This window comes from Rahnella inusitata (assembly GCF_003263515.1).
GTDB lineage: Bacteria > Pseudomonadota > Gammaproteobacteria > Enterobacterales > Enterobacteriaceae > Rahnella > Rahnella inusitata.
The window spans coordinates 142,268-155,447 of record NZ_JYDE01000001.1; the positions used below are offsets into that span (position 1 = coordinate 142,268).

The 13,180-nt window shown below is 55.0% G+C and carries 9 protein-coding genes; all 9 read right to left on the minus strand.

Going from position 1 to position 13,180, the window contains the following annotated elements; translation table 11 throughout:
• Positions 1-2: 2 nt before the first annotated feature.
• Complete coding sequence (locus tag TU92_RS00645) at positions 3-875, minus strand: hypothetical protein (protein WP_112164044.1); 873 nt, start codon at positions 873-875, stop codon at positions 3-5.
• The gene (locus TU92_RS00650) at positions 875-3,208 is read right to left on the minus strand and encodes a type VI secretion system Vgr family protein (protein WP_112164045.1); all 2,334 of its coding nucleotides are present in this window, start codon (positions 3,206-3,208) and stop codon (positions 875-877) included. Before TU92_RS00650 ends, TU92_RS00645 begins: the two co-directional genes overlap by 1 nt.
• On the minus strand, positions 3,205-5,856 hold the full coding sequence (gene tssH, locus TU92_RS00655; protein ID WP_112164046.1) for a type VI secretion system ATPase TssH: 2,652 nt from the start codon (positions 5,854-5,856) through the stop codon (positions 3,205-3,207). Before tssH ends, TU92_RS00650 begins: the two co-directional genes overlap by 4 nt.
• Positions 5,857-6,017: 161 nt before the next feature.
• Positions 6,018-6,509, minus strand: a complete 492-nt coding sequence (gene hcp / locus TU92_RS00660) for a type VI secretion system effector Hcp (protein ID WP_112164047.1) — start codon at positions 6,507-6,509, stop codon at positions 6,018-6,020.
• A 32-nt stretch (positions 6,510-6,541) separates the two neighbouring features.
• On the minus strand, positions 6,542-8,224 hold the full coding sequence (locus TU92_RS00665) for an OmpA family protein (RefSeq protein WP_112164048.1): 1,683 nt from the start codon (positions 8,222-8,224) through the stop codon (positions 6,542-6,544).
• Positions 8,224-8,910, minus strand: coding sequence for a type VI secretion system protein TssL, short form (tssL, locus tag TU92_RS00670; protein ID WP_112164049.1), 687 nt, complete (start codon positions 8,908-8,910; stop codon positions 8,224-8,226). Before tssL ends, TU92_RS00665 begins: the two co-directional genes overlap by 1 nt.
• Positions 8,907-10,259 (minus strand): type VI secretion system baseplate subunit TssK, encoded by a 1,353-nt coding sequence (gene tssK, locus TU92_RS00675; protein WP_112164050.1) that lies wholly within the window; start codon positions 10,257-10,259, stop codon positions 8,907-8,909. Before tssK ends, tssL begins: the two co-directional genes overlap by 4 nt.
• A gap of 14 nt (positions 10,260-10,273) precedes the next feature.
• Positions 10,274-11,821 (minus strand): type VI secretion system contractile sheath large subunit, encoded by a 1,548-nt coding sequence (tssC, locus tag TU92_RS00680; RefSeq protein ID WP_112164051.1) that lies wholly within the window; start codon positions 11,819-11,821, stop codon positions 10,274-10,276.
• A gap of 29 nt (positions 11,822-11,850) precedes the next feature.
• Positions 11,851-12,348 carry a type VI secretion system contractile sheath small subunit gene (gene tssB / locus TU92_RS00685; RefSeq protein WP_112164052.1) on the minus strand — a complete coding sequence of 166 codons (498 nt, stop codon included), beginning with the start codon at positions 12,346-12,348 and terminating at the stop codon, positions 11,851-11,853.
• Positions 12,349-13,180: the final 832 nt, after the last annotated feature.

Sequence of the window (13,180 nt, forward strand, 5' to 3'; positions counted from 1 at the left end):
CACTATGGCTGGATAAGCGTCTGCCATACGGCATTTGGAAGCGTGGGGAACAGCTGAGTAAAATGCAGGTTGGGATCACTGGCCACCTGACGTAACAGTGACTGAACATCAGGATGCTCGGTGATATGACAGGGGAATGTCAGATAGCACAGAGCAAGGCATAGTTGATCACCCGTGTGGTGAAATTTTGCCGTGGCGGATCTTGCCCAGGCATCAGCAGCCTGTAACGCGGCATCCGGTGGCAGCGTTTCCTGAGTTTTCTGCCACGCAAACAATAACCGCCAGATATTGCGTACCTCATTCTGGGCCCGCTCTGCACCCCACTTTAGTCGCCATTCCTCGCCCCCTGATTTGCCGGAAAGTGCAGTGAGGTAACCACTGCAGGAAACCCGCCACCATTGACTAATCGGGCTCATGAGGGAAGAGAGTTCCTCTGCCTCGCCTAATGTCTGTAACAGTTCAAGCCGCAGCGGCTCATAAAACGGGACGATACCTTCACGTTTTATTTGTTTACACAGGCCCGCTAACTCTGCGGCGAGTGCATCAAGTGCAAGTGGTGAACTTATCCAGCCGCAGACATAGCGCCTTTCATAGAGCCGTTCATCACGCGAATATGCCTCACTTTCGAGCACTATCGCTTCATCGCAATCGGCTTCGGGGGAAGCTAGCAGCAGTAACACGGGACAGTGTTCAGGAGAGTAAGCCAGGTCAGGGCGAAGAACTCTAAGTAACGACTCGCACCCCCATTTCTCCTGAAGGTATGTAAGATGCAGGGAGTTCCACGATGCAACGCTTTTCAGCGGATCTAGCAACAGGTACCGGTATTCAGAGTGTTTCGCGTTTAACAACTCAAAGAGTGACTTATCTGTTTGCATCAGCGAGCACTCTCTACACATTTCGCTTCTGGCGGAAGTTCTGGTGGTGATACCTGATAACTTTGCGGGCCAACCTCGCTAAAGCTGGCACTTTTCACATTCACTTCACCTGGCGTCAGTACAGTGACGCCCGAGCTTTCGATAACCAGTGCTGTCTGACCGCAGCTTAAGGTAATTTTTTTGCTTGCCTGAATAATGACCTCATCATCTTTACTGATGATTTTCATATCTTTGAGCGATGTTAACGCCATCGCATCACCCTGCGCCTGAATGTCGACCTTGCCTTTGTTAGCGTACATCTTGATGCCCAGCGTTTTGGCAAAAAGGCTAATGATTTCGCCTGCGGCCACGGTGAATTTCTTAAAGACGCTGAAATCACTGTTTTCTGCCGAGGTCTGAATAAAATTGTTGCCAGTGCTGATCTGAATACTTTGAGGCGAAACCTGTGCAATCCCCGCCGGCGCACTCAGCAGCAATGCTGACTGCTGGAGGTCTTTCATTGCGGATTCCATTAATGTTTTTTGCGCGGCTATCTGCGCTAATTCAGCTTTGGCGGTTTGCACCGCATCACTGAGGGATTTCGCCAGCCCCTGAGCCTGTTGCAGCGAATCCATCGCTGCCTGCATCTCCAGCACTTTCCCCTGAGCCTTTGCTTGGCCATCAGCGCTGATGAAAATCCCTTTCTGTGCGCGGATGGCTCCGAAGCTGTCGGTGCGTAGTTCAAAGCCTTCCCCGCGCTGCTGCTTCGCCGCATCTACCAGATGCCCCAGGTTCAGCTGGCTTTTGCCGCCGTATTCGGTGCTGAGCTTGATGTGCTCTTTACCGCGCTCGTCTTCGAGGCGCAGTTTGTTGTTTGACGGCGTGCGCAGGACGTTGCGCTTGTAGTTCTTGATGGTGACGTGGTCGCTGTGCGCCGAATCGTGCAGGACGTGCGCAATGTAAGGGCGGTCCGGGTTGCCGTTCTCAAACGCAATCGCCACTTCGGTCCCGGCCAGCAGCGGCATATGCATGCCGTAGGTGTCACCGGCGTAGGGGCGCGCTTGACGTACCCACAGGCTTTCGTAGCCCTGTTCCCACGCGTCCCGGTCGAACAGCATGTTGACGCGATAACGTCCGTCTTTGTCGATATGACCGTAGGTGTCATTGGCGGTGGTGCTGGTGACGCGGGCGGGCAGGGTGCCGGCCATGACCGGTTTACTGGCCGGAGCAGGGCGGAAGCAGTAATCCTCGGAGTACGGGATGGCGTCGAATTCCACCTCAAAGCTTTTGTCGCGGCGCGCCGAGCAATGGGTGTGAACAATAATCACGCCTTTGACGAATGCCGGAGGGGCATCGCTGCCGGTCACTTTCAGCTCCATACCCGGTACTAAGGTGGCGGCGTTGGCGATACCGTTAAAGCGCGCCTGATTATTCAGATACTGCTCGTGGCGCAGGCGGGCGTAGAATGCGCCGCTTTCGGTTTGTGGCTCGCGGCCTTCGGCACCGGCGAAAAGGTAGTTATCGGCATAGTGATAGGCTTCACCGTAGGTGGTGGCATCGCCGCGGGTGATATCGGCGCTGCCGGATAGGTCTGACGTCGCGGTACGGTAGTTATAATCACCGGTGCTGACGGATTTTTGCACCACCTGATGGATACTCGACAGTGCCCACGCGGACTCGACCCCGCTGTCGTGCATGCCGGAAGGCGGCACGGCGTTGAGCGTCAGCCCCTGCTGGTAGAACTGCTGGTCGTCGTAAAACTCGACGACGTCGATGTTGAGTTTCGGGTCAGCGGTGAAGCGGAACCAGATACCGACTTCGGCCAGCAGGCGTGAAATAAAGCGCAGATCATCTTCGCCGTACTGCACCACCTGTTCGCGGCGCGGATACGCTTTGGCGAGCGTGAAAACAAAATCTTGTCCGCGCATATCGTGGCGGTCGCGCAGGATTTTACCTACGATGTCCGGCACGGACATGTCCTGATAAATACGGTTCTGATGGCTGCGGGAAAGCAGGGCGAGGCGCGGTTGCAGACACAGCGCGTAGCGGCTCTCATCTTTAGAAGTGGAGAGATGCGTAAACGCGGTGACCACGCCCTGGATCACGCGCTGTGGCTGCTGAACGGAGACGCCAAAGGCTTCGGCGACGGGTGCCTGAAGCGTCAGCGAGGCGTCCTGCATCAGCATAGTTGTCGGGTCGATGTTTTTATCGGCGCTGGTGAACTGAATGTCGTACTTAAACGGTGAACTCAGCCACTCTTCGGCCTCAAAACTCAGCACATCCAGCGGTGCGCCGCTGCCGCGAACGGTGAGCTTATGGTGGCTGTGGTCGAAAAATACCGAGGCAATACTCATTGTTCTTCCCCTTTGAACGCCAGCGTAATCCCTTCCTCTTCATCCCAGCCTAACGTCAGTGACGTCGTCCGCTGTTTCTGCGACATGCGGCTCAGGAGTTGCTGGCTCAGCACCGGCAGAATCTGCTGATTGAGCAGGCTGTCGATGTTGCGCGCGCCGGTGTCCGGTAGCAGGCAGGCGGCGACCAGCGTGTCGTACAGACTCTCTTCGATATTGCAACTCAGGCCGTAATGTTTATTCAGGCGTTTGGCGACCTGCGCCAGCTTCATTTCGACGATGGTGTGCAGGGCGGTGGCATCGAGCGGGCGGTAGACAAGCGTCTGGAAGCGGGCCAGCAGCGCAGGCTGGAAGTGATCGCGCAGGATCGGGCGCAGCAGTTCATGCAGGTCGCTGTTAGTCGCCTCCGGCTGTTCGTCCAGCAACTGCATCAGATGGTCACTGCCGAGGTTCGCGGTCATCAGGATTACGGTATTACGAAAGTCGATTTCGCGCCCTTCGCCGTCGCGCATGATGCCTCGGTCAAACACCTGATAGAACAGGTTGATGACGTCGCGATGAGCTTTTTCGACTTCATCCAGTAACACCACGCTGTACGGACGCTTGCGCACGGCTTCGGTGAGAATGCCGCCCTGACCGTAACCGACGTAGCCCGGAGGCGAGCCCTTGAGCTGGGACACGGTGTGCGCTTCCTGATACTCGGACATGTTGATAGTGATGAGCGATTTCTCGCCGCCAAACAGGGTATCGGCCAGCGACAGCGCGGTCTCAGTTTTACCGACGCCACTTGGGCCGACCAGCAGGAACACGCCCAGCGGACCGTTCTCGGAGGTCAGGCCGGTTTTGGCGGCGCGCATGCGCTGCGCCATATCCATCAACGCTGCATCCTGCCCGACCACACGGGTGGCGAGGTGATGTTCCAGCTGTAGCAAATCGGTCTGTTCGTCTTTGAGCAGGCTGGAGAGCGGAACACCGGTCCAGTCGGCAATCACGGTGGCGACGGTGCGGGCATCTACGTCCAGCGACAGCAGCGGCGCGTTGCCCTGCACGGCGCTCAGCTCTTCCTGCAATGCCGCCAGACGCGCTGGGTCGGCTGCCTCCTGACGGGCGTCGATAATCTGCGCGGTCAGATGTTTTTCAGCCTCGTACTGCTGTTCGAGTTTTTGCTGACTGACGGCCAGCTCTTCGCGACGTTTTTCGATCTGGTGCAGGCGGTCGGTGCCTACGTCCGGCAGCAGCAGTAAATCTTGTTCGATGGCCTGCTGTTCCATCGAAAGCGCGGCCAGCTCGGCGTTAATCGCCATCAGCGGCTCTGGCAAGGTGTCGATGCTCATGCGCACGCGGGCACCTGCTGTGTCGAGCAGGTCAACGGCTTTGTCTGGCAGCTGGCGGCCGGTGAGGAAACGACGTGACAGGGTCACGGCAGCGGTGATGGCGGCGTCGAGAATATGCACGCCGTGGTGCTGGGCGTAGCGACCTTTGAGGCCGCGCAGCATCAGGCTGGCTTTGGCGTCGTCCGGCTCGTCGACTTTGACCATCTGGAAGCGGCGCTCAAGGGCGGCGTCGCGCTCAAAATACTGTTTGTACTCTGACCAGGTGGTTGCCGCGATGGTACGCAGTTCGCCGCGGGCGAGGGCAGGTTTGAGGAGGTTGGCGGCGTCTGCGCCACCGGCCTGATTGCCCGCGCCGATGATGGTGTGCGCCTCGTCGATAAACAGCAGCACCGGCGTCGGCGACTGCTGCACGGCGTCGATGACGTTTTTCAGGCGCTGTTCGAACTCACCCTTCACACCGGCACCGGCCTGTAGCAGACCAAGATCGAGAGTGCGCAGGCTGACGGTTTTCAGGCTGTCCGGTACGTTACCTTCGGCAATGCGCAGCGCCAGACCTTCGACCAACGCGGTTTTACCGACGCCGGGCTCACCGACCAAAATCGGGTTGTTTTTACGGCGGCGGGACAGGATGTCGATCATCTGGCGGATCTCGGTGTCGCGCCCGAAGATAGGGTCGATCTGCCCGGCTTTGGCTTTGGCCGTGACATCGAGGGTGAATTTATCCAGCGCGGCCTGAAGGGCTTCGCTCAGGTTCTGACCAGAAAGGGTATCGGCATTGGGTTTAGGGGCCACGACGTTTAGGGAAGAGACCGGCATACTCAGACTGGCCTGCTGCTGCAGTTCAGGACGCTCGTCGGACTGTGCGTCCAGTATAGGTTTCAGGCGGCGGATATGTTCTTCGCTCAGGCTGAAAAGTGGCCACGCGCCTTCGCAATGCAACAGGCGGGGCTGAGCCAGCAGCGCTTCCAGCAGATTGATGCTGCGGATGGTCTGGTTATCTTCCTGAAGTGATGCCGCCAGCCAGCCCGCTTTCATCAGCGATTGTAAATTCTGAGAAAGTTGCGGACGGGAATGCACCGAACGCGGCAGGGCGTCGAGGTGTGAAAGCAGGCTTTGCCACAGGGCGTCCATGTCCCACTCGTAGCGGCGGGCGATCACAGTGATATCGCCTTCGCCCAGCTCCAGCAGCTTAAGCAACCAGTGCTCGATGGAGATCTCCGCATGGGCGCGGGTCTGGCAGAGCGTTGCGGCGGCTTCCAGAGCCTGCGCACAGTATGGGTTTAAACGACGAAGTAAAACGGCTGACTGGTTTTCCATGCTGAATTCCTTTTTCAGGTACGCTACCGCCCATAGCCTTTTCCGTTGCGGGAAACCCAGGCCCATAAGGTCGATGTCCGGTGATGTTTTTGTTTGCTCAACCGCCAAGCAGCGGCTCAGGAAACAAAAACAGCAGACGGCGAACCGTCTGCTGAAAAGTCTTACGCGGTAGTACGTTCGTTCCAGGAATCGGAATGAATGATGTTGCCGTCTTTGTAGGTCCAGGTGATTTTTTCGTAGCGCAATTCGATCGCTTCGAGGTGGTTATGTTTTTCCATTGCCGGATCTTTGATGTCGTGCATTTTTGGCGCGACTTTGACCAGCTTGACGTTTTCCAGTTTGGTGTTGAAGTACTCCACTTCCTGGCCTGCGTCATTGATGCGATACCATTTGAACTCTGCAGATTTTAGGGTCTGACCGGTGGTCACTGCTTTGTAGAGGTACGGGCTGGAGGAGTCGATTTCCTTGGTAAACAGGAACGGGGTGTGAATACGGGTACCCGTCAGTTTGCCGGTATTGTTATCGGTCGGGATGTACAGGTTGTGATCCTGTGCCACCACTTCGATGCTGCCTTCACGATCTTTAACGTCTACGGAGCCTTTAATGTCCGCACCGCCGTCGTCTTTCAGCCACAGATAAACAGGAATTGCCATAAGTAAATCTCCATTTCTAGGTTAAGCATTCATCAATCATTTGATGAATGTGGGATTGCTGCTGCCTGACAGGCATTGGCCTGCGGCACCAGACTGATTTCGACACGGCGGTTGGCCGCGCGGCCTTCCGGGGTATCATTGGTTGCAATCGGGCGCGTTGCGCCATAGCCCTGAACGGCGAAGCAGGTCGGGGAGACATCGCTGGTTGAGAGCATCCAGTCACGCAGCGCTTCAGCGCGTTTCTCGGATAAAATCTGGTTCGCCCGCGCATCGCCGGTGATATCGGTATGGCCCGCGACGACAATCAGCCAGCCCGGCTTGGCCTTGATGTCGATTAGCGCATTGACCAGCAGTTTTGTACTGTTGGGTTTGAGCTGATATTTGCCGGTGTCAAAGAGCGACAGAGCATCGAGGCGCACGGTTTTCGGCGTCTTTTTCTCCACGGGTGGGGGAGGCGGCGGTGGAACATAGTTTTTGATTGCCGCCATCAGCGGTAATCTCAACCGTTCGCCCTGATACAGTCCCAGCCCGAGGCGAAGCGGTTCGCCGTTGCGGAACCAGTCATTAAGCTGTGCTGCATCCTGACGCAATATCTCCACGGCCTTCGCTTTCGCTGTGTAATCCTGCATGCCGATACTCTCGTAATGGCGGATGTCGAAAGCGACGCGGTGCAATAACTGCCGGTTGTGCCAGGCGCTGCAACACAGTGCGATGACAGCCCCCAGCGTCAGCAATGTAACGGCATGGCGCAGCATCCTGCGGCGGGATGTCACACCACTGCCAGAAGGCAGGTCAGGGAAAATGAACTCTGGGAAGTGCAGATGACCGCCGTCCGCCTGCGGATGCCAGCCTGCCACCTGCGTCAGAGCAGTCCGGTCAGCCAGCCAGCGCTGCCAGAGGGAACCCGGCACGACGTGGTTCATTTTGCTTACCTGATGTAGGATCACCTGCTGAACGAATACGGGTGCCACATCTTCATTGCTTTCCTGCAATACCGGCATCACCTGCGCTTTAAGCCAGTCACTGTGCTCATTGAATAACGCTGTTTGTTTAAGGCGTTGAGCTTGCTCAGAAGGCCCCTCTTGACGCTGCCAGTTTGCCAGCGTTTCGGGCATGATCAGGGTTGACCACAGCGTCACCGATTGAGATTTCTGCTGTGAAAGCCAGACCGGACTTTGCGTCAGACTGGTGGCTACGGTGCTGATCAGCACCAAAGGGATGGTGCGGCGGGTGTCACGTCGTAGCTGAACCATCTGCCAGCGCAGTTCATGCAGGGCGGACGTTAATGCGCGTTCATTACCATGTTGCTGCGGATTAACCACCTGCATCATTGCCAGCTGATTGATCCATTCAGGGCGTTGCCAGAGGATCTGCCTCACCAACTGGCGAAGTGAACCACTGTCATCGACGCGTACCCAACAGCCCTGTGCGGTCTGTTGTACCGCGTTGTCACCGAAGAGTAATGCCAGGTCATCACCACAAACCAGAACCACCGGCAGACGATAATTTTCTGCGGGAAGATTGGCTGACAAAGTGTCTGTCAGCTCAGCGTCTGGTTGAAGACCTGCACGCCACAGGCCGATAACACAAATAATGATGGTCAGCAAAAACGCCAGCCAGCGCGCTGCGGGAGATAAGGGCAGAAATACAAGGCACAACATGCCTGCCAGTAATCCGGCCCACAGCCATAAAACCCGTCGCCTCAGTGGACTCATTACACTGACCCCGGTAATAAGGTCGGCAATAACCCTGAAAGCCAGTGATCCAGCCCCCACCAGAGCAGGGCCACGATGCAGCTCGCAAGACACAGACGCACCGGCCAGTAACGAAGCCAGACACTCATGCGACTGCGAGAAGCCGCCACGGCGAGTGCCGGACAGGTTGGCGAAATTGTCAACGCTGGCACCCGCGCAGTAAGTTGATCCACCAACTGCTCTCGCTCGGCTACATCCGGGGAGCTGTAACCCCCCTGAAAACCCAGCATGAGTACCCGATGGAAACAGGTCAGCACGGCAATGTCGGGCGCAGGTTCGCGCAAGACGGTACGCATGTGTTCATAGAGCAGGTTACCGGCGTCAAGCGTATTAAAGAAATGCGCCTGCAGCGGCGAATTGCACCAGACGAAATACGCATCATCCTGCACGCCGCGCCCTTTGACGGATTCATCCAGCAAAGCGCACTGGGCATAAAGGATATGCTGGATGCTCTGCTCGCTGACCCCTGCATTTTTGAGGTGCTGGCAGACGCGTTCGACATCAGCCACGCATTTTTTCCAGAATGTACGCCCTTCGCCGTCTGGCCAACTCACGCCCTGACGCAGGCTGATCACCTGTAACCAAGTGTCCTGAAGCAGGGCATCAATATCCACGGACTGCGTTTTATCTTTTATGGATTGGCTCATGCGCGTAACACCGCAAACAGTTCAAGCTGGATCTCACCCAGTGTGCCCGGAACATAGAATACGCAGGCACCCGCTTCCATCATCTGCTTCGCGGCAGGATGGTTGAGGTCTAGGGAGAAATACTGGTTTTCCAGTCGTAACGGGATTGCTGCCGGTACATGGCTCAGAGGCGTCAGCGGGATCCCGCTCAGCGCCACGTTTACTACGTTACCCACGTCATCCGGCGCACCGACTTTGCAGAGCCGTGGGAACTGCGTTTGCAACTGGGCAGAAGAGAGGGTTGAGCGGACGGACAGATAGAAATCCACCCCTTCGCGCAGACGCGGATCGTGCAGGTTACCGCGCCATTGGTTAATGCGGGAGTCATGTACCAGTTCAATCGCGACAACACGGGAAGGCAGGCTGGCTTCGAGCAGGACATTGAGCAGCGCAAACAGCGGCGGAAAAACGGCTGTCAGGCGGTCATGCTGATAGGCGGGAATTGCCGTGACGTCGTGCTCGAGCGAAAACGTCAGCAGGTTACCGGCCAGACGTGCCAGTTCCTGATACAAACGTTCAGGATGCACCTGCGGATAGCGCTGGAAATTCCCCAGTACGGGCTCAGCGCCGTTAAGGGCGTTCAACAGCCAGAACAGTGACACGTCAGCGACGGCAAAGTCGGCCATGCGGGCATTGCTTTCACGGCGCATTCCCATCAGGCGCTGTAATCGCGCCCGTAGTTGTACCATCAGTATTTCCAGTTGCTCACCGCACCAGTGGCTGGCTTGCAGGCTCAGCAGCGGAGGAATGAAGTGAGTATCCAGCGCCCAGCTACCCTGCGCATCTCGCAGTAAACGGGCGACAGGACAGACCTGATAATCGCCGTTTTCCTGTGAATCAAGTCGCAGCGTCAGTTCGTGCGTCATGACGGCGACCTGCTTCTTATCGTCGCCGTAATAGTTTTGTATATCCCGCCACGCCTGACGATAACGCACCGGACGTTCGGCGCGCTCATCAGGTTGCAGACAGTTGCCACCGTTGGCATACAGTTGAGGCATTGCCAGCATCACCGTGGTTTCAACTGCGTCAGCGGGAAGGCTGGCGGCAAGCGTTAGCGTAGGTGGGAGTAAATCGGCACAATCGGTATCGATCAGAACGCCATCCTGAAAACGGACATTTAGACGTTCTGCTTTCAAACGCCCTTGCGCCAGCGCATCCTGCTCGAACGTAGCATGAAGCACCCCCCAAGGATGGAGGATGCCCATTTGCGCGATGCATTCGTTTGTCCAGGCCTCCAGGGAGGCCTGTTGTTGAAACTGTTGCGGTGAAACCAGAATTCCGCGTGTCCACAGGGGACGTTCAATCTTCATTGCGCCTCCCGGCTTTACGCTTTCGCTTTAGGCATCTGAGAAACCAATGACAGGTTCACGTCCATGCCTTCGACCTGGAAATGCGGTACGGCGTACAGTTTCACGCGGAAGAAGCCAGGGTTGTCTTCGATATCTTCTACGGTCACTTTGGCATCGCGCAACGGGTGAGAGGCTTGCAGGTCATCGCCCGGATCGGTCATTTCGGTGACCAGCGTGCGGATCCAGGTGTTCAGCTCCAGCTCCAGCAGGCGGCGGTCTTTGGTCGTACCGATGTTTTCGCGCTGAATCAGTTTCAGGTAATGCGCGATGCGCGACAGCAGGAAGATGTACGGCAGACGCGCATTGATGCGGCTGTTGGCCGTGGCATCAGCGGTGTCGTACAGGGCGGGTTTCTGCGCGGAGTTAGCAGAGAAGAAGCAGGAATAGTCGCGATTTTTGTAGTAAGACAGCGGGATGAAGCCCAGGTTGGCAAACTCAAACTCGCGTGTTTCCGGGATCATGACTTCGGACGGAATTTTCACCTGATTGCCGGTACCCAGATCATACAGGTGAATTGGCAGATCGGTCACTGCGCCACCGGCCTGCGGGCCACGGATTTGCACGCACCAGCCGTTCTTGATGAAGCTTTTCACCATGTTGGCGGCGAAAGCGAACGCGGCGTTGGTCCACAGATATTTCTCGTGATCCGGGCCTTTCACTTCTTCGACGTAGTTGAAACTGCGTACCGGAACGGTGTCCGGGCCGTAAGGCAGACGACCGAGCACGCGCGGCATGGTCAGGCCGATATAGCGGGCGTCATCAGAGTCGCGGAAGGATTTCCACTTAGTGTATTCCGCGCGGTCAAAGTAGTTGCCGATGTCTTTAATCGCAGCCACTTCTTCCATAGAATCTTTCAGGAAGAATGCGGGGCCGACGGAGCCTACGAACGGCATGTGCGCCGCCGCAGAAACTTTGGAGATGTTGCGCAGCAGCGCGATGTCTTGTGCGCTGGCATCAAACTCGTAGTTGGAAATCACAGAACCAATCGGCTCGCCGCCCGGCGTGTCATATTCCTGAATGTAAGCGTGACGGTACAGGCCGCTTTGGATGATTTCAGGGCAATCTTCGAAATCCTGACGCAGGTCGTCTTTGGAGACGTCCAGCAACTCGATTTTCACGTTTTGACGAAAATCGGTGCGGTCGACCAGGAACTTCAGGCCACGCCAGCCAGACTCCACGCGCTGAAAATCCGGGTGGTGCATCACTTCGTCCAGCTGACGGCTGATCTGATCGTCGAGCATGGCGATGTGACCGTCCAGCAGGGTTTTATCCAGACGTTCGACTTTTTGACCTGAGAGTTTCAGGCGCTCAAGGAACACCTGAACTGCCGCGGTGACGCGTTCGTCGGTGGTGACATCAGACATCGCCTGATTGTCCTGGAAGATATTGACGTCGACCAGAGAGGCGACCGGGGTCAGATTGATTTTTTCAAACAAAGACGCATAAACACTTCCTGCGTCGGCACGTTCCAGCACGGTTGTGCGGCTTTCTTGCGTATTTTCTGTGTTCACAGACATGAGCATGATCTCGAGTTGATCCGATTCAGGAAGAGTTAAACGTTCTGAGGCGCCAGAGCCGCCAGTTCCGCGCGCAGGTCATCACTCAAATGGTCATCTTTGAGGATGGTTTCGAGTTCTTTGCGGAAGGTGGCGTTGTCTAAAAGGTTAGATTTGAGGTCGCGTAACAAGTTACGCATCGCCAGCATGGCGCGCAGTTGCGGGATCTGACGGGCAACCTGCTCAGGCTCGAAATCCTTCATGTCTTTAAAGCTGAGCTTGATACTTTCTTCACTGCGATCGCCGGCCAGCGTGTTTTCCACAGTCAGGTCCAGCGCCGGGCTGAATTCCGCTAATACGCTGTTAAAGTTATTTTTGTTGATGTTAGTTTTTTCACGTTCGGAAAGAGGGCGGGTTTCTTTACCGTTGCTGTAGTCGCCCATTACCATAAGTTTTAAAGGTAATTCGACTTTCTTCTGTGCGCCGCCGGTGTGTAAGTCCAGTTTGATATTAACGCGCGCTTTGGGTATTTCTTCCTGAAAGCTATTAGACATGCCTATCCCTTACTATGGAGTGATAAACGCTGCCAATGTGTCAGTAAATAAATGAAAGACTGGCAACCCTGCCATGCAACGACATCCATATACGCACCTGTGTATGCAATTTAAATTAGGGTCACAAGCGAGACAAAATATTTATGGAGACATTTCGCAGTGTGTTTTGAATTTATCTTTAAAGAGAAATTTAAGATAAGTACCTGTGGTTGGTATCTTAGAAACATTAGTGATTCTATTGAAAACTAAAAAATGTAACTAAACATTGCTACTTAAGAGGCGTGACGATAACGATCATTTTACTGATTTATAGGAATTTTCTTCACATTAACCCGCAAGGTGCACGGGGTAAGGGTTTGACTGTTTCAATTCTTTTTTAATTATCTAGGATTTTTCGTAACTGGCGCACAGTTTAGGATAAATTAATCCAATTTTTTCCAAAAAATAAATTTTTGGAAACCGCTGGAAGGTGGGTTAATTATAAGAATTTTTCTCATTGAGATGCAGTAATATTCGTAACGTGAAGTTCTCACTCAGCAAGGTCATGCAGCGTTTTAACGCATTAATTACAATTTTGAATTATATACGTCATAAATCTTAGGGTTCATGTGACTGTGAATGATGAGGATATAAAGTATTGATCATGCCCATTCTAACGTGAAAGTTAAAAAATCGTACAGATGATAAGAATTTTCCTGCGCTAGAGTAATCAGGGAATATTTAGCAGAATATTCACTCTGTCCTGGGAGACCCGCAGATCGATCATCCTGCCGTAAATTTGTGATAACACGCACGTTATTCTAAACTTTTTGCGGAATATGCCGATAAATAG